This is a genomic window from Streptococcaceae bacterium ESL0687, assembly GCA_029392475.1.
GTDB lineage: Bacteria > Bacillota > Bacilli > Lactobacillales > Streptococcaceae > Floricoccus.
In genome coordinates, this window is sequence record CP113940.1 from 492,091 (window position 1) to 510,105 (window position 18,015).

Sequence of the window (18,015 nt, forward strand, 5' to 3'; positions counted from 1 at the left end):
ATCCCCTAAACCCTTAAATCATATTAATTTTTTGTTTTATCGTATTCAAACAGTGGACTAACCGGTCTGTTTTCATGGATGCGAATGATTGCTTTTGCGATAAGCTCTGAAGCAGTTAGATATTTAACTTGCTCAGGTTTTTTAGTATCTGTCTTAACTGAGTCAGTAACTAGTATTTCCTTAATTGGAGCCTTGTTTAATAATTGATCAGAACCTGGTGTGAATAGACCATGGCTAGCTACAGCGTAGATATCACGAGCACCAGCATCTTTAACGATACTTGCAGCACTTGCAAAAGTTTTACCTGTTGTAAGGATATCGTCGATTAGGATAACATCCTTATCTTTAACGTCTCCGATGATATATCCGTTTTCACGGGCCTTGTCATCATCTTCATAGTCAACGATTGCAATCGGTGAATCTAGAAGTTCTGCCAAACTACGTGCTCTTTTTACCCCACTATTTTTTGGAGCAACAACGACAACATCGTCTCCTTTAATATTATTTTCAGTATAATATTGGGCGAAAAGTGGTGTTGTAAAGAGGTTATCCACAGGAATATCAAAGAATCCTTGAACTTGGACAGCGTGAAGGTCAAGAGTTACCACGCGGTCAGCTCCAGCCTTAACAAGCATATTAGCTACAAGTTTGGCTGTAATTGGTTCACGGGGAACTGCCGTTCTATCTTGGCGGGCATAGCCAAAGTAAGGCATGATAACATTGATTGAATTAGCACTAGCACGTTTACATGCATCAATCATGATAAGTAATTCCATTAAGTGACTGTTTACTGGATAGCTAGTTGATTGGATGATATAGATGTCATAACCGCGGACACTTTCTTCAATGTTGATTTGGATTTCTCCATCAGAAAATTGTCTTGAAAATAATTCACCTAGAGGAACATTTGCCGCCTCGCTTATTTTTTTAGCTAGATCTTCATTTGAATTTAAACTAAAAAGTTTAAGGTGTGAATCTTGGTACCTATCTGTCAATGTTTTTCTCCTTTTGACTTACAATATACCTTAATTCTATCAAAAATCTATTTTTTTTCCCAGTAGATTCTTCAAATTATTGTTCATTATAATAAAAATAGTTGAAAATTAAGTGAAAATCTGTAATTACTAGTGATGGGATGAGTTTTTTTTAAAATTATTTGAAAAATGGAAATTTTAAGATTAAAATAGAGAAAATAATTAACGAGGTATGAAAATGATAGGTAATTTTAAAAAATCGGATAAGTTGGAACATGTGAGCTATGATATCAGGGGGCCGGTTCTTGAAGAGGCTGACCGAATGAGGGCTAACGGAGAGAAGATTTTACGTTTAAATACAGGAAATCCTGCAGAATTTGGCTTTACAGCACCAGATGAGGTTATTAGGGATTTAATTATGCATACCAGGGATTCAGAGGGTTATAGTGACTCTAAGGGGCTCTTTTCAGCTAGAAAGGCTATCATGCAGTATTGTCAGCTTAAGGGATTTCCTAATGTTGACGTTGATGATATTTACACAGGTAACGGGGTCAGCGAGCTGATTGTTATGTGTATGCAGGGGCTCTTGAATAATGGAGATGAGGTGTTAGTACCCATGCCTGACTATCCCCTATGGACAGCAGCGGTTTCTCTAGCTGGAGGGAATGCCGTTCATTATGTTTGTGATGAGCAGGCTGAGTGGAATCCTGATATAGCAGACATTAAATCTAAGATAACATCAAATACCAAGGCCATTGTTTTAATTAATCCAAATAATCCAACGGGAGCTTTATATCCTAAGGAAATTTTAGAGGAAATCGTTGAGGTTGCTAGGCAAAATAACCTAATTATTTTTTCTGATGAAATTTATGATCGCCTGGTTATGGATGGTCTTGAGCATATCCCTATTGCAACTCTTGCTCCTGATCTTTTTGTTGTTACCTTAAATGGTCTATCTAAATCACATAGGGTGGCTGGTTTCCGTGTTGGCTGGATGGTCTTATCTGGCAATAAGACCCATGTAAAAGGATATATTGAAGGACTAAATATGCTGGCTAGTATGAGGCTTTGTTCTAATGTTCTGGCTCAACAGATTGTTCAAACCTCCCTTGGCGGAGTTCAATCTATTGATAAGCTCTTACTTCCAGGTGGTAGGATTTATGAGCAGAGGGAATTTATTTATGATGCCATCACAAATATTCCAGGGATTTCTGCGGTTAAACCAAAGGCTGCCTTCTATATTTTTCCTAAAATTGACACAAACATGTACAATATCAAAGATGACGAGAAATTTGTCTTAGATTTTCTTAAGGAAAAGAAGATAATGCTTGTTCATGGTCGAGGCTTCAACTGGGATAAACCTGATCATTTTAGGATTGTTTATCTTCCGCGAGTTGATGAGCTAGCTAAGGTACAAGAGAAGATGACTGATTTCCTATCAACTTATAAGCAATATTAAGACAAAGAGGGCCTGAGCCCTTTTTTTATCTTGCTTTAAGGAAGTTGAACTAATATTATTTTAGGCTGAATGGTCTTAAAAAAATACTAGCTTTTAGAATAAAAAAACGATAAGAATATTAAACTTTTACATAAAATTGTTGAAAGAATGTTATCTAATATGAATATTCTGAAAATTTCTTGCATTTATAATTAATTGCTGATATAATAAATCGAAAATCAAGACTAAGGAGAAATTATGCTTTCTTTACTAGAGAAAACAAGAAAATTAACAGCCATTCTACAGGATGGTGAAATAACTGGTTTAAATGCTAATGAAGACGGTATTTTACCATATAAAGAGATGACTGCTCGAATTGCAGAAATCATTAATTGTAATACCTGTGTACTCGACATGGATGGAAATATCCTAGGTTATGCCTTACCTTATGAGACTAATAATGAACGGGTTGAAGCCTTCTTTGAAATGAGAAAGTTTCCTAAGGAGTACGTTATTCAAACAAGTCGTGTTTATGAGGTTGAAGCTAATTTAGATGTAAATGCCAAGCTTTCAATTTTCCCTGACGAGGCTAAAGACCAATTTCCAAATGGTGTAACAACCATTGCCCCAATTTATGGTGGGGGAGATCGTCTTGGGACCTTTATTGTTTGGGAAAACAATGGTGGCTTTGATGAAGATGATTTGGTCTTAATCGAGCTAGCAACAACTGTTATCGGAGTCCAACTTTCTTACATTAAGATGGAAAATATGGAAGATGACATCAGAAAACAAACGGCTGTGACCATGGCAGTAAATACCTTATCTTATTCAGAGATTAAGGCCGTTAATGCCATACTTGAGGAGCTTGGAGGACCTGAGGGACGTCTTACAGCAAGTGTCGTTGCTGATAAGATTGGTATTACAAGAAGCGTTATTGTAAATGCCCTTAGAAAACTTGAGAGTGCAGGAATCATTGAAAGCCGGTCACTCGGTATGAAGGGAACCTACCTCAAGGTTGTTAATGAAGGAATTTATGACAAATTAAAGGATCGTAATTTTTAATATCTATAATAAGTAAGAGTAAGTAGAGGATGCTTTCAGAGAGTGCATGGCTGCTGGAATATGCATAGTTGATTCTACCGAAGAACATACTTTAGATTCATGCTAAAAACATGGACGTTGATTGCGTTAAAATTTCGAGAGGGTAAGCTTGTGCAGTTATCCTAAATTTAGGTGGTACCACGTTTTTCGTCCTGACTCAGGGCGAAGCGTGGTCTTTTTTTATAGAAAAAGAGGGGTAAATATGGGTAAGATTTATGTTGGACACTATGGGCTAGATCAAGTTGGACAAGAGGTAAAGGTTCAAGGATGGGTTGCTAATATCCGTAATCACGGTAAACTGGCCTTTATTGAGCTGCGCGACAGGGCTGGAATTTTACAGGTCTTTGTTGATAGCTCCCTTGAGAATTTTGAAGAAATTATTCACTTAAAAAAGGAAAGTATCATTGAAGTTTCAGGACAAATTGTAGAGCGTAACCCTAAGTTTGTTAACCCCCATCTTGAAAGTGGTCGAGTTGAATTAAAGGCAGAAAAAATTGCACTTATTTCAGCAAGTAAGGACCTGCCCTTTGAACTTGATGAATATACTCATACAGGGGATGAATTAAGGCAGAAGTACCGCTATCTTGATTTGCGTCGTAAGAAGATGACTGAAAATATTTTACTGCGTCATGAAATAACAAGCACCATTCGCAACTTTTTAAATTCAGAAGCCTTTATTGATATTGAGACGCCCTACTTGGGTAAATCAACACCTGAAGGAGCAAGGGATTTCTTAGTTCCTTCAAGGTTACAAAAGGAACAATTTTACGCTCTGCCTCAAAGTCCGCAGATGTTGAAGCAACTTTTAATGGGAGCAGGTTTTGACCGCTATTATCAAATTGTTCGTTGCTTTAGGGATGAGGATTTAAGGGGAGACCGTCAACCTGAATTTACCCAGGTGGATATGGAACTTAGTTTTGTCAGTCAAGAGGAGATTCAAGCTTTGGTTGAAAGAATGCTCAAAACAATCGTTAAAAAAGTTAAAGGAATTGAGATAGAAGAAACCTTTCCGCAAATTTCTTATGAGGAGGCCATGAGGCGCTTTGGTTCTGACAAGCCTGATACCAGGTTCAAGATGGAACTCAAAGATTTGACTGACCGGGAAAAAGATAATCCCTCACTCTTCATTCAAAAGGCACTAAAAGATGATGATGGTATGCTGGGGGCTCTAGTTTTAGAAAAAGGAGCTAAGAGGTACTCTAAAAGGGAACTTGATCACCTAAAGAATTATCTTTTAGAATTTGATATCCAGGGCTTTGCTAGCAGTCAGATTGCTGGTAACTCCTTTGAAGGTGGACTCAAGTCAACCTTTAAAGATCATGCACCTGAACTTCTTGAATATTTAGAGGCAGCTGATGGGGATTTGGTCTTCTTTGTAACTGGTCAAAGGGACAAGGTTCGTCAAGCCTTAGGTGCCTTGAGAACTAGGCTTGCTAGAGAAAATGATTTGATTGATGATAGAGCCCTTAATTTCTTATGGGTAGTTGACTGGCCTCTTCTTGAGTGGAATCCTGATGAGAAAAGGTACCAGGCCATGCATCATCCCTTTACTAGATCATGTGCGGCTAGTCCCCAGGAACTTAAGGATCATCCAGAAGATCAAAAAAGTTATGCCTATGATATCGTCTTAAATGGTTATGAAATCGGTGGTGGAAGCTTGAGGATTCACGAAAGAGGGATGCAGGAGGCCATGTTTGAACTTTTAGGGATGGAAAAGGCAGAATATGAAAGAGACTTTGCCTTCTTCCTAGAAGCTCTTGATTTTGCCTTCCCGCCCCACGGAGGGCTTGCTCTGGGACTTGATCGTTTGGTCATGCTCCTTTCTGGTGAGGATAATATTCGTGAGGTTATGGCCTTTCCTAAGAATGGTATGGGTCGAGATTTAATGGTTGAGTCTCCAGGCCTTGTTGCAGGTGGGCAATTAAGGGAGCTTGGTTTGTAGGAAGTGTTTATCTGTATATTTAAGTATATATTTAAGACCCTTGATGCCTGGAATATTTTGCAGATAAGTAACATTTATTATTCAATCTGCTAATATTTTTGGTAAAATAAGGAGATAGTTAGTAAAAGGAGAAAAAATGAGTAAAATAACTGAAGAAGAAGTACGTCATGTTGCTCACTTGTCTAAGTTGCAATTTGATGATGCTGATGTAGAGAAATTTACTGATCAATTAGGAAAAATTATTGAGATGGTTGAATTACTCAGTGAAGTAGATACAGAAGGTGTTGAATTTACTAGTAATGTTTCTGACAACCTTAACTTTATGAGAGAAGACGTTGCCCTTCCGGGTTGGAATCGTGATGAACTTATGAAAAATGTTCCAGAATCTGAAGATGGTTATATTAAAGTACCAGCAATTCTTGACGGTGGAGGAGATGCATAATGGCAACGATTAAGGAATTACATGAAAAGTTAGTTAACAAGGAAATTTCAGCCTTAGAATTAACAAAAAGTACCCTAGAAGGTATTAAAAAACGTGAAGGAGCAGTTGACTCATTCATTACTATTACTGAAGAAAGGGCCCTTAAACAGGCCCAAGAACTTGATGAGCGTGGAATTGATGCTAATAATCTTTTAGCGGGTATTCCAATTGCAGTTAAGGATAATATTGTAACCAAAGATATTCTAACAACTGCTGCAAGTAAAATGCTTTATAACTTTAATCCAATTTATGATGCAGGATCTGTTGAAAGACTTTATGACAATGACATGATTATCGTTGGTAAGACAAACATGGATGAATTTGCCATGGGTGGATCAACTGAAAACTCATCTTTCAAGGCTACAAAGAATGCCTGGGACCATTCTAAGGTTCCTGGAGGTTCATCAGGTGGATCAGCAACAGCTGTTGCATCAAACCAGGTTACCCTGTCTCTTGGATCTGATACAGGTGGATCAATCCGCCAGCCTGCAGCCTTTAATGGTGTTGTAGGGCTTAAGCCTACTTATGGACGAGTTTCTCGTTATGGTTTGATTGCCTTTGGAAGCTCTTTGGACCAAATCGGACCATTCTCACAAAATGTTGAAGATAATGCCCATTTACTAAATGCAATTTCAGGACATGATGTGCGTGATTCAACTTCATCAAAAGTTGCTATTCCTGATTTTTCAAGTAAGATTGGTAAAGATATCAAGGGAATGAAGATTGCTTTACCGAAGGAATACTTTGGTGAAGGAATTGACGAGGGTGTTAAGGAGCAAATTCTTGCTGCAGCTAAACACCTTGAATCTCTTGGTGCCATTGTTGAAGAGGTAAGCCTACCGCATTCAAAATATGGGGTTGCTATCTACTACATTATTGCATCAAGCGAAGCATCTTCTAACCTTCAACGTTTTGATGGTATCCGCTACGGTTTCCGTGCAGATGACATTGAAAACCTTGATGACGTCTACCTTAAATCACGTAGCGAAGGATTTGGTGAAGAGGTTAAACGCCGTATTATGCTTGGAACTTTCAGCCTTTCATCTGGTTACTATGATGCCTACTTCAAAAAAGCAGGTCAGGTTAGAACCCTTGTTATGGAAGACTTCGTTAATGTATTTAAGGACTACGATATCATCTTAGGCCCTACAGCTCCTACAGTAGCCTATGATCTCGGAACTCAAAATCATGATCCACTTGCTATGTATCTAGCTGACCTTCTAACAATTCCTCTAAACCTTGCAGGGCTTCCAGGTATATCAATTCCTGCAGGTCAAGTTGATGGTCTTCCAGTTGGAATGCAGTTAATCGGTAAGGCCTTTGATGAAGAGACTATTTATCAAGTAGCAGCAGCTTTTGAAGCTACAACTGACTTCCACAAGAATAAACCAATCATTTTTGAATAGAAAGGACTTCTAAAATGAACTTTGAAACTGTCATTGGACTTGAAGTCCACGTTGAGTTAAAAACAAACTCAAAAATCTTCTCTACTGCACCAGCTCATTTTGGGGCTGATCCAAATACCAACACAAATGTCGTTGACTGGGGTTATCCAGGGGTACTTCCTGTTATGAATAAGGGAGCTATTGAATCTGGAATTAAAGCTTCTTTAGCCCTAAATATGGATATCCACCAAAGCATGCACTTTGACCGTAAAAACTATTTCTATCCAGACAATCCCAAAGCCTACCAAATTTCACAGTTTGATGAGCCAATTGGTTACAATGGATCAATTGAAATTGAACTTCCAGACGGCAGCAAGAAAAATATCCGTATTGAACGTGCCCATTTGGAAGAGGATGCTGGTAAAAATACCCACGGAACAGATGGTTACTCATATGTTGACTTAAACCGTCAGGGAACACCACTTATCGAGATTGTATCAGAAGCTGATATGAGAAGTCCTGAGGAAGCTTACGCTTATCTAACAGCTCTTAAGGAAATTATCCAATACACTGGTATTTCTGATGTTAAGATGGAAGAAGGATCAATGCGGGTTGATGCCAACATTTCCCTTCGCCCTTATGGTCAAGAAGAATTTGGGACCAAAACTGAGCTTAAGAACTTGAACTCTTTTAACTATGTTCGTAAGGGATTAGCCCATGAGGTAGAACGTCAGGCTAAGGTCCTTCGTTCAGGCGGTTTAATCCAGCAGGAAACACGCCGTTATGACGAAGCAACTGGGGAAACAATCCTCATGCGTGTTAAAGAAGGATCAAGTGACTACCGTTACTTCCCAGAACCAGATCTTCCTCGTTTCGAGATTGAGGACTCATGGATTGAAGAAGTTCGTACAACCCTTCCAGTTTTTCCAAAAGAGCGCCGCCTGAAATATATTTCAGAACTTGGCTTATCTGATTATGATGCTATGCAAATTACTGCCAGCAAGGAAGTTTCTGACTTCTTTGACCAAGCTACTCAACTTGGTGGAGATGCAAAACTTGTTTCTAACTGGCTTCAAGGTGAGGTTGCCCAGTATCTAAATGCTGAAGGACTTGAACTAAAAGACATCAAGCTTAGCCCGGAAAATCTTGTTGAAATGATTTCTCTGATTGCAGATGGAACAATTTCAAGCAAGATCGCTAAAAAAGTCTTTATCCACCTAGCAAAAGAAGGTGGTAGTGCTGAAGAGTTCGTTAAATCAGCAGGACTTATCCAAATCTCTGACCCAGCAGTTCTTATTCCAATTATTCAAGAAGTCTTTGAAAAGAATGAAAAAATTGTGAATGACTACAAGGGTGGAAATAAAAATGCAGCCAAGGCCTTCATTGGGCAATTGATGAAACAGACTAAGGGACAAGCCAACCCACAAGTCCTTCAACAATTACTTAATGCTGAACTTGAAAAATTATAAAATAAAAGCAGACTAGTCTGCTTTTATTTTAGCTTGTAAATCGATTGACTAAAAATGTAAAAAGTGTTTTACTTATTATATATTATTACGTAGTAAACAAATTATCGGAGGTAGAAAATGAAAAATCGAATTAAAGATTTCCGAAAAAGTATGAAGTTTTCGCAAGAAGACCTGGCTAAGTTAACCCACGTTAGCCGCCAAACAATTAATGCCATTGAAAATGATAAATATGATCCAGAGCTTGCTCTAGCCTTTAAACTTGCAAGATCTCTTGATGTTACAGTAGATGAGCTTTTTGACTATCAAAATAGGAAAAAAGAAGACAATGTCCTTTGGTGTTCTAAATATCACTGCGAGTTGTGGGAAAAACAAGATAATTCAAAATCCCTTGCTTAAGCCTGGGTTTTGATAAATTGAATCATAAGACAAATGGATCCTTAGGGGAGCGGCAAAGGGTAAAATGATCTAGAATAAATAACAGAATTTCTAGTGAGTTTTGTCCTTGCCTGACTTTTCGAACTTTTATTGATGAAAGTTAGCGTAAGCAAGCATTTAGATCCCCTTAAAGACTGTTAAATAAATAAAAATGGTGTATACTGACCTAAGTGCACCATTTTTTGTTAACAATTATTTAGATAGGGAGTATTATGGATATCAAACACCTACGCTATGTTGTAGCGATTGCCAACACAGGAACTTTTAGGGAAGCAAGTGAGCAGCTCTTTGTCAGCCAGCCCAATTTGTCTGTTTCCATTAAGGATCTTGAAAATGAACTTGGTTTTCAAGTATTTGAAAGAACCAATAGTGGAGCTGTTTTGACACCCAGGGGAGAACGTTTTTACGAGCAGGCTCAAATTATTCTTAGAAATTTTGAATCATTTGAATCAAGATATACCAAAAGTGAGGAAATTTCTAAAACTTTTTCAGTTGCCAGCCAGCACTATGATTTTTTAGCGCCAGTGGGAGTAGATTTTGCTGAAAAAAATCCTGACCTTAAAAACTTTAGGGTGTTTGAAAGTACGACCTTTAACATTTTAAGTGAGGTTGCTGATGGCCATAGCGAGGTTGGAATTGCCTACCTTAATAAGGACAACCGGGCAGGAATCATGCGGATGCTTGATAAGCTAGAGCTTGAAAAAATTGAACTGATGACCTTCAAAACTCATATTTATGTTAAAAAAAATCATCCTTTGACCAAAAAGGATAAGATATATACAGATGACTTGAAATCTTTAAGTCGGGCAAGGTTTACCCAGGAAAGTGACCAATACCTTTATTATTCTGAGGACTTGGTTGAGACCTTTGAGGATACTTTAATTTACAATGTAACAGATAGGGCGACTCTAAACGGAATTTTAGAAAGAACGGATTCTTACGCAACAGGAAGTGGATTTATTGATAGTGAAAGTGTTCATAATATTTCAGTCTTATACTTAGAAGATGGCTTGGAAAATGATCTTATCTTGTTTAAACAAAGAGGACATGATTTAAGTAAACTAGCTCAATCCTACCGGGCCAGTTTAGAGAGCTATTTTGATAAAAATAAATTTTAGCACCTAGATTTTTTGGGAAAAATACTGTAAAATGGTCTAGTCAAATAAATCACTAAAAGGAGATACCGAAAATGGTAAAATTAGTTTTTGCGCGTCACGGACTTTCTGAGTGGAATGAAAAAAATCTTTTCACTGGTTGGGCTGATGTAGATCTAGCTGAACAAGGAACACAAGAAGCAATTAAAGCAGGGAAACTTGTTAAAGAAGCTGGAATCAAATTTGATGTAGCTTACACTTCAGTTCTTAAACGTGCTATCAAAACTACAAACTACATTCTTGAATACTCAGATCAACTTTGGGTACCAACTCTTAAATCTTGGCGTCTAAACGAACGTCACTACGGTGGTCTTACTGGTCTTAACAAGGCTGAAGCTGCTGAAGAATTTGGAGATGATCAAGTTCTTATCTGGCGTCGTTCATACGATACATTACCACCAAACATGGACCGTGACAACGAATACTCTGCACACTCAGACCGTCGTTACGAAAGCCTTGATGACTCAGTTATTCCAGATGCTGAAAACCTTAAGGTAACTCTTGAACGTGCCCTTCCTTTCTGGGAAGATCACATTGCACCAGCACTTAAAGACGATAAAAACGTTCTTGTTGGAGCTCACGGAAACTCAATTCGTGCCCTTGTAAAACACATCAAAGGTCTTTCTGATGATGAAATCATGGGTGTTGAAATTCCAAACTTCCCACCACTAGTATTTGAATTCGATGAGAACTTAAACCTAGTTAAGGAATACTACTTAGAAGAAAAATAAAAAATTTGGGTCTTTAAGACCCATCTTTTTTTGGCTATTTTTATGATATAAAAAGAGGCTTTGGCCGAATTGAACAATCTTTTCCTACTTTAAATATTACTTAAAATAGTGTAGAATAGACAGGTATTTGAGGTGGGTATATATGTCTAAATTTAACAATGAAAAAAATAAAAATAAAAAATTAGGTGAGTCAGTAAGGGCAATTCCAACCAGGATAAATTTACTATTTTTTGTAATTTTTACCCTGTTTATTATCCTAATTGCAAAACTCTATAACATGCAAATTGTTCACCATGATTTTTATGTAAAAAAATTAAAAGAATCGGGTTCTGTTGCTAAGGTTGTCGAAGCAAGTCCTAGAGGGCAAATCTACGATGCAACAGGTACAGCCCTAGTTACAAATAAGGCAAAAACTGCCATAAAATTTACAAGATCAAATAATATTAGTGCTGGTCAAATGAGGGAAATAGCAGAAAAACTTGTCCCTATTTTACCCAATGCCTTAGAAGATGAGTATTTATCTGAAAGAGATAAGAGGGATTTCTTCCTGGCAGATCCAGACAACCTTCGTAAGGTGCAAGAAAGATTAATAACTGAGGATAAGTATGACCAAAAAACAGGCGATAGGCTTTCAGAAGGTGAGATATATACTAATATTGTTTCCAAGGTAACAGAAGATGAGGTTAATTATAGTGCTGATGAAATGGAAGCTGCAAAAATCTATAAGAAGATGAATGCAACTTCTAATTTCAACACAAGTACTATTGTTTCAGATAATCTATCTGATACTCAAGTTGCAAAAATTGCCGAGAATGAGAAAAATCTTCCGGGTATAAGCATTGGTACCGATTGGACTAGGTCTTATGCAGATACTGCTCTAAGACCAATTCTTGGAACAATTTCTTCAGAAAAATCAGGAATTCCAGCAGAAGAGCTTGATGACTACTTAGCTAAGGGTTATTCAAGAAATGACCGTGTTGGAACAAGCTATATTGAAAAGAGCTATGAAGACTATCTCCAAGGCTCTAAGACCATAAGTGAGGTTTACCTAGACAAGGACGGAAATGTAAGTAGCCAGAAGATTCTTTCTGAAGGTAAAAGAGGAGATGACGTCCAGCTTACTATTGACCTTAAGTTCCAATCAGGTGTTCAGGATATCCTCCAAAAATATTTTGATGAAGCTAAGTCTTTAGGAATTGCTAATGTTTCTGAAGGAGCTTATGCAGTAGTTATGAATCCTAATGATGGGTCAGTTTTAGCCATGGCTGGACTAACTCAGGACATAAAAACGGGGGAAGTTACCAAAAATAGTCTTGGAACCTTTACAGGGGCATATGTTCCAGGTTCTGTTGTAAAGGGAGCTACCATTACATCGGGCTGGCAAAATGGCGTTTTATCAGGTAATGAGGTCCTAATTGACCAACCTATTCAAATTGCTGGAAGTGCGGTCAAACAATCATGGTTTACCTACGGTGGAAAACTTGCCATCAATGCAGTTCAAGCTCTTGAATACTCTTCAAATACCTACATGCTACAAATTGTCTTAAAGATGCTTGGTCAACCCTACAGCTATAATATGGGAATCGATTTGACCAATAAGGACAAGGTCTTTGATGAATTAAGAGCTACCTTCGGGGAATATGGCCTTGGAGTTAAGACAGGTTTTGACGTAACTGGAGAAACTCGCGGTCTTGTTCCAGATGCCGACTCATCAAGTATTGGTGCCCTTCTTGACCTAAGCTTTGGTCAGTATGATACCTATACAACCTTGCAACTTGCCCAGTATGCTTCAACAGTTGCAAATGGGGGAACTCGCTATGCTCCGCATATCGTTAAGGGAATTTATGAAAACCAAGAGGAAAATGTACTTGGTAAGGAAATTAAATTAATTGATCCACAAGTTATGAATAAGGTCAATATAACAACAAGTCAGATGGATATCATCAAACAAGGATTTTATGAGGTTGTTCACGGAAGTGGCTATGCAACTGGTACTGTCATTAGGCAGGGAGAAAGTGTTCCTATTTCTGCTAAAACAGGGACTGCTGAAACATTTACCCAAGATGCTAATGGTAATACAGTTACAACGACAGCTAATAATGTTGTAGCCTATGCACCAAGCAGCAACCCGCAGATTGCCCTTGGAGTAATGATTCCTAACCTGACTGACGGTAATTCGGGAGTCAACCAAAAAATTGCCCGTGACATTGTAAACTTATATAATAGCATGTACGGATTTAAATAGGAGGAGGTGCCTAGTGTATTATCCAGAACCAATCGCAAGATTAATTGAAAGTTACAGTAAACTTCCAGGGATTGGACAAAAAACAGCAACCAGACTGGCCTTCTATACCATTGGCATGGAAGATGAGGATGTGAGCTCCTTTGCTAAAAATCTCCTATCAGCCAAAAGGGATCTAAGATTTTGCAGTATTTGTGGTAATCTGACAGACACAGACCCCTGTAATATCTGTACTGATGAGAGCCGTGACAAATCAACAATCCTTGTTGTTGAAGATAGTAAGGATGTTTTAGCTATTGAAAAGATAAGGGAATACAATGGCCTTTATCATGTTCTTCAGGGAACAATATCACCCATGAACGGAATATCCCCTGATGACATCAATGTAAAAAGTCTTATAACACGTCTTAGAGATACAAGCGTTAATGAGGTTATCCTAGCAACTAATGCAACAAGCGAAGGTGAAGCCACTTCAATATATTTATCAAGACTTATCAAACCAGCTGGGATCAAGGTTACTCGCCTAGCGCGTGGTCTTGCAGTTGGTAGTGATATTGAATATGCTGATGAGGTTACCCTCCTTAAGGCTGTAGAGAATAGGAAGGAAATTTAATTCATGAAAGAAGTTTTAATTTTACTATATGGCGGCCGTAGTGCTGAACGTGAGGTATCTGTTTTATCAGCTGAAAGTGTAATGAGATCAGTTGATTACTCAAAACACCTAGTAAAAACTTATTTTATCTCTAAAGATGGTGATTTTATTAAAACTCAAGTTTTTAGTGAACAGCCAGCAGCAGATGAAAAATTAATGACCAATGAGACAGTTAATCTGGATCAAAAAATTAAACCAAGTGATATCTTTGAAGAGGGAGCAGTAGTCTTCCCAGTTCTTCACGGTCCTATGGGAGAAGACGGCTCAATTCAAGGATTTTTAGAAATTCTTAAAATGCCTTACATTGGACCAAATATTACGGCAGCTAGCGTTACCATGGACAAGATTATGACCAAACATGTTCTTGAAACTGTGGGTGTTCCTCAGGTACCTTATGTTGCAGTTATTGGGCGTGAGGCCATTGACGAAAAAATGAAGGAAGTCAATGAGCAGCTGACCTATCCTGTTTTTGTAAAACCTGCCAATATGGGTTCAAGTGTTGGAATTTCAAAAATTGATTCTGAAGACGAGCTTCATTCAGGTCTTCTTGAGGCCTTTAAGTTCGACAATCGTGTTTTAGTTGAGCAGGGAGTTAACGCCCGTGAGATTGAAGTTGCAGTCCTTGGAAATCTTCATGTTAAATCAACTCTTCCAGGAGAAGTTGTAAAAGATGTAGATTTCTATGACTACAATTCCAAATATATTGACAATAAAATTACCATGGATATCCCGGCCCATATTGATGCGCCTGTTATGGAAGAGATGCGTCACTATGCTGAACTTGCTTATAAGACAGTCAATGGTTCAGGCCTTAGCCGTTGCGACTTCTTCCTGACAGCAGATAACAAGTTCTACCTAAATGAGATTAATGCCATTCCAGGGTTCACTCAATTTTCAATGTATCCTCTTCTTTGGGAAGGTATGGGTCTTTCTTATTCAAATCTGATTGAAGAGTTGATTAAATTAGCTAAAGAAGCCTTTAATGAACGTGAGGGACATTTAAAATGAAACTAAGTTTATATGAAGTAGCAAAAGTTGTTGGGGCAAAAAACAAGATTGAGGAATTTTCTGACCTTGAACTGACTGGTACCGAATTTGATAGCAGAAAAATTAAGGCAGGAGATCTTTTCTTACCTTTAAAAGGTGAGCGTGATGGTCATGACTTTATTTCCAAGGCATTTGAAAATGGGGCAGTAGCTAGCTTGTCTGAAAAAGATGTTGAAGGTCATCCCTATCTTTTGGTTGATGATGTGCTCAAAGCCTTTCAAGACTTGGCCCGTTATGTCCTTGATAAAACAGGAGTTGATGTTATTGCTGTAACTGGTAGTAATGGTAAGACTACTACAAAAGACATGATTGCCTCAGTCCTTGAAACAACCTACAAGACCTATAAGACTCAAGGTAATTATAATAATGAAATAGGCCTTCCTTATACAGTTCTTCATATGCCGCAGGGAACAGAAAAATTAGTTCTTGAAATGGGGCAAGACCATCTGGGTGATATTCATAGTTTAAGTGAAATCGCAAGACCTAAGATTTCTGTGATTACAATGATTGGTGAAAGCCACATTGAATTCTTTGGTAGCCGTGAAAAAATTGCTGAGGGTAAGATGCAGATTGTTGATGGAATGAAAGCTGGGACGCTAATTGCTCCTGCTGATAAAATTATCAATCAGTATTTACCAGAAAATCAAAAAATTGTCCGTTTTGGGCCGAATGAAGACATTTATATTTCTAATCTTTACTCGCATGCGGACTACCAAACCTTCGATCTAAATTTCATGGACCGTGAACTGACAGTTCCCCTGCCAGGTAAATTTAATGCCACAAACGCCATGCTTGCAGCCTATGTGGGTAAACTTGAAGGGGTTACAGAAGAAAATATTAAACGCGGACTTCAAGAAGACCTAAAAGTCACTGGAAACCGCACCGAGTGGCTGAAGGCAGCAAATGGGGCAGACATCCTCTCAGATGTTTACAATGCCAACCCAACTGCCATGCGCTTAATGCTCGAAACCTTCCAGGAGCTAGAAAACAATCCTGGCGGGAAAAAAGCAGTTGTTCTAGCTGATATGAAAGAGCTTGGGGAAAACTCTAAGATGTATCATTCAATGATGATTACAGCCATTGACCCTGAAAAAATTGACCGTCTCTACCTTTACGGGGAAGAAATGGAAGCTTTAGTGGAATATGCCAAGGACATTTTTGAAAAGGGGCACCTTAAGTTCTACCGAAAAGATCTGGATAAAGATGAGCTTGATGATTTAATCAAGGATGTTGCTGAAGACCTGGGTGAAAATGACCAAATCCTTCTTAAAGGAAGCAATAGTATGAAGTTATCTGAGGTCGTCAAAGGACTTTTGCCTCAGGACTAGGCACTAGAATACGCTGTTATTAAATAACAACGGAGAAAGAATAATAATGAATCTACAAGAAGAAGTAAATAAACGTCGCACCTTTGCGATCATCAGTCACCCGGATGCCGGGAAGACGACCATCACCGAGCAGCTTTTGATGTTTGGGGGTGCCATTCGTGAGGCTGGTACGGTTAAGGCTAAGAAGTCTGGAACCTTTGCCAAGTCTGACTGGATGGAAATTGAAAAACAACGTGGTATCTCTGTAACCAGTTCTGTTATGCAGTTTGACTATGCTGGTAAAAAGGTAAACATCCTTGATACCCCAGGGCATGAGGACTTTTCAGAAGATACCTACCGAACTCTGATGGCCGTGGATGCTGCTGTCATGGTAATCGACAGCGCTAAGGGTATTGAGGCCCAGACTAAAAAACTATTCAAGGTCGTAAAAGACCGTGGAATCCCAGTCTTCACCTTCATCAACAAACTTGACCGTGATGGACGTGAGCCTTTAGAACTTTTAGAAGAGCTTGAGGAAACTCTTGGAATCCTAAGTACACCTATGAACTGGCCGATTGGGATGGGTAAAGCCTTTGAAGGACTTTACGACATGCACAACCACCGTATTGAGCTATTTAAGGGAGATGAACGCTTCGTTGACCTAAACGAAGACGGGGAAGTACCAGAAGAGCATGAACTGCGCAACAACCCATTCTACAAGCAGGCGCTGGATGATATCGAACTTATTCAAGAAGCTGGAAATCCCTTCTCTGAAGAAGAGGTTATCCTAGGTGAATTAACACCTGTCTTCTTCGGGTCAGCTCTTACAAACTTCGGTGTCCAAACCTTCCTTGATACCTTCCTAGAGTATGCGCCAACTCCACATGCCCACAAAACAACTGATGGACATGAAATCAGCCCGTATTCTGAAGACTTCTCAGGATTTGTCTTCAAGATTCAAGCCAACATGAACCCGGCCCACCGTGACCGTATTGCCTTTGTTCGTATCAGTTCAGGAACTTTTACTCGCGGAATGGACATTCGCCTTCCCCGTGCTAAAAAGAAAATGAAGCTATCAAATGTGACTCAGTTTATGGCTGAAAGCCGTGAGAACATTGAAACAGCAGTAGCTGGAGATATTATCGGGGTCTATGATACTGGAACCTACCAGGTTGGGGATACCCTTTTAACTGGTAAGCAAAACTTTGAGTATGAACCACTACCAACCTTCACTCCTGAGTTATTTATGCGCGTGAGTGCTAAAAATGTCATGAAGCAAAAGAGTTTCCACAAGGGAATTGAACAGTTGGTTCAAGAAGGTGCCATCCAGCTCTACCAAAATTACCAGACCAATGAGTACATGCTTGGAGCTGTCGGACAACTTCAGTTTGAAGTCTTCCAGCATAGGATGATTGGTGAATATAATGCAGAAGTTGTTATGACTCCAATGGGTAACAAGACAGTCCGCTGGATTAATCCAGAGCAGCTTGATGAAAAAATGAGCTCAAGCCGTAACATTTTAGCCCGTGACCGTTTTGGAAATCCACTTTTCCTATTTGAAAACCAATTTGCAGAACGCTGGTTTGCTGACAAGTACCCAGATGTGGAACTAAGCTCGACACCACCAACTGCGTAAGATAGATAAAAAAACATCCTT

The 18,015-nt window shown here is 38.7% G+C and carries 15 protein-coding genes; 14 read left to right on the top strand and 1 reads right to left on the bottom strand.

Going from position 1 to position 18,015, the window contains the following annotated elements; translation table 11 throughout:
• Positions 1-23 precede the first annotated feature (23 nt).
• Entirely contained in the window at positions 24-995 is a 972-nt protein-coding gene (locus OZX60_02585; protein ID WEV45633.1) for a ribose-phosphate diphosphokinase, read from the bottom strand.
• Between the two features lie 220 nt (positions 996-1,215).
• Here OZX60_02585 and OZX60_02590 point away from each other — a divergent pair, with 220 nt between their 5' ends.
• From OZX60_02590 to OZX60_02655, 14 genes are all read left to right on the top strand, one after another.
• Positions 1,216-2,433 carry a pyridoxal phosphate-dependent aminotransferase gene (locus OZX60_02590; GenBank protein WEV45869.1) on the top strand — a complete coding sequence of 406 codons (1,218 nt, stop codon included), beginning with the start codon at positions 1,216-1,218 and terminating at the stop codon, positions 2,431-2,433.
• A gap of 237 nt (positions 2,434-2,670) precedes the next feature.
• Positions 2,671-3,474, top strand: coding sequence for a GTP-sensing pleiotropic transcriptional regulator CodY (gene codY / locus OZX60_02595; GenBank protein WEV45634.1), 804 nt, complete (start codon positions 2,671-2,673; stop codon positions 3,472-3,474).
• Between the two features lie 241 nt (positions 3,475-3,715).
• Complete coding sequence (gene aspS, locus OZX60_02600; protein WEV45635.1) at positions 3,716-5,455, top strand: aspartate--tRNA ligase; 1,740 nt, start codon at positions 3,716-3,718, stop codon at positions 5,453-5,455.
• Positions 5,456-5,591: 136 nt separating this feature from the next.
• Positions 5,592-5,897 carry an Asp-tRNA(Asn)/Glu-tRNA(Gln) amidotransferase subunit GatC gene (gene gatC, locus OZX60_02605; GenBank protein WEV45636.1) on the top strand — a complete coding sequence of 102 codons (306 nt, stop codon included), beginning with the start codon at positions 5,592-5,594 and terminating at the stop codon, positions 5,895-5,897.
• Positions 5,897-7,342 (top strand): Asp-tRNA(Asn)/Glu-tRNA(Gln) amidotransferase subunit GatA, encoded by a 1,446-nt coding sequence (gatA, locus tag OZX60_02610; protein WEV45637.1) that lies wholly within the window; start codon positions 5,897-5,899, stop codon positions 7,340-7,342. The genes gatC and gatA overlap by 1 nt, the downstream gene beginning before the upstream one ends.
• A gap of 14 nt (positions 7,343-7,356) precedes the next feature.
• Positions 7,357-8,790: an Asp-tRNA(Asn)/Glu-tRNA(Gln) amidotransferase subunit GatB gene (gene gatB / locus OZX60_02615; protein ID WEV45638.1), complete on the top strand. Its 1,434-nt coding sequence runs from the start codon at positions 7,357-7,359 to the stop codon at positions 8,788-8,790.
• Positions 8,791-8,907: 117 nt separating this feature from the next.
• Positions 8,908-9,186: a helix-turn-helix transcriptional regulator gene (locus OZX60_02620; protein ID WEV45639.1), complete on the top strand. Its 279-nt coding sequence runs from the start codon at positions 8,908-8,910 to the stop codon at positions 9,184-9,186.
• A gap of 251 nt (positions 9,187-9,437) precedes the next feature.
• A complete protein-coding gene (locus tag OZX60_02625; protein WEV45640.1) occupies positions 9,438-10,343 on the top strand; it encodes a LysR family transcriptional regulator in 906 nt (301 codons plus the stop codon).
• A gap of 71 nt (positions 10,344-10,414) precedes the next feature.
• Positions 10,415-11,110, top strand: a complete 696-nt coding sequence (locus OZX60_02630; GenBank protein WEV45641.1) for a phosphoglycerate mutase — start codon at positions 10,415-10,417, stop codon at positions 11,108-11,110.
• Between the two features lie 142 nt (positions 11,111-11,252).
• A complete protein-coding gene (locus tag OZX60_02635; GenBank protein WEV45642.1) occupies positions 11,253-13,355 on the top strand; it encodes a penicillin-binding transpeptidase domain-containing protein in 2,103 nt (700 codons plus the stop codon).
• Positions 13,356-13,368: 13 nt separating this feature from the next.
• Positions 13,369-13,965, top strand: coding sequence for a recombination mediator RecR (gene recR / locus OZX60_02640; GenBank protein ID WEV45643.1), 597 nt, complete (start codon positions 13,369-13,371; stop codon positions 13,963-13,965).
• A 3-nt stretch (positions 13,966-13,968) separates the two neighbouring features.
• On the top strand, positions 13,969-15,012 hold the full coding sequence (locus OZX60_02645) for a D-alanine--D-alanine ligase (GenBank protein ID WEV45644.1): 1,044 nt from the start codon (positions 13,969-13,971) through the stop codon (positions 15,010-15,012).
• Complete coding sequence (locus OZX60_02650) at positions 15,009-16,379, top strand: UDP-N-acetylmuramoyl-tripeptide--D-alanyl-D-alanine ligase (GenBank protein ID WEV45645.1); 1,371 nt, start codon at positions 15,009-15,011, stop codon at positions 16,377-16,379. Before OZX60_02645 ends, OZX60_02650 begins: the two co-directional genes overlap by 4 nt.
• Before the next feature lie 46 nt (positions 16,380-16,425).
• The gene (locus OZX60_02655; protein ID WEV45646.1) at positions 16,426-17,994 is read left to right on the top strand and encodes a peptide chain release factor 3; all 1,569 of its coding nucleotides are present in this window, start codon (positions 16,426-16,428) and stop codon (positions 17,992-17,994) included.
• Positions 17,995-18,015: the final 21 nt, after the last annotated feature.

Coding starts and splice junctions, on each gene's coding strand:
- codY (WEV45634.1), top strand. CDS start 2,671: ATGCTTTCTTTACTAGAGAAAACAAGAAAATTAACAGCCATTCTACAG.
- aspS (WEV45635.1), top strand. CDS start 3,716: ATGGGTAAGATTTATGTTGGACACTATGGGCTAGATCAAGTTGGACAA.
- gatC (WEV45636.1), top strand. CDS start 5,592: ATGAGTAAAATAACTGAAGAAGAAGTACGTCATGTTGCTCACTTGTCT.
- gatA (WEV45637.1), top strand. CDS start 5,897: ATGGCAACGATTAAGGAATTACATGAAAAGTTAGTTAACAAGGAAATT.
- gatB (WEV45638.1), top strand. CDS start 7,357: ATGAACTTTGAAACTGTCATTGGACTTGAAGTCCACGTTGAGTTAAAA.
- OZX60_02620 (WEV45639.1), top strand. CDS start 8,908: ATGAAAAATCGAATTAAAGATTTCCGAAAAAGTATGAAGTTTTCGCAA.
- OZX60_02625 (WEV45640.1), top strand. CDS start 9,438: ATGGATATCAAACACCTACGCTATGTTGTAGCGATTGCCAACACAGGA.
- OZX60_02630 (WEV45641.1), top strand. CDS start 10,415: ATGGTAAAATTAGTTTTTGCGCGTCACGGACTTTCTGAGTGGAATGAA.
- OZX60_02635 (WEV45642.1), top strand. CDS start 11,253: ATGTCTAAATTTAACAATGAAAAAAATAAAAATAAAAAATTAGGTGAG.
- OZX60_02645 (WEV45644.1), top strand. CDS start 13,969: ATGAAAGAAGTTTTAATTTTACTATATGGCGGCCGTAGTGCTGAACGT.
- OZX60_02650 (WEV45645.1), top strand. CDS start 15,009: ATGAAACTAAGTTTATATGAAGTAGCAAAAGTTGTTGGGGCAAAAAAC.
- OZX60_02655 (WEV45646.1), top strand. CDS start 16,426: ATGAATCTACAAGAAGAAGTAAATAAACGTCGCACCTTTGCGATCATC.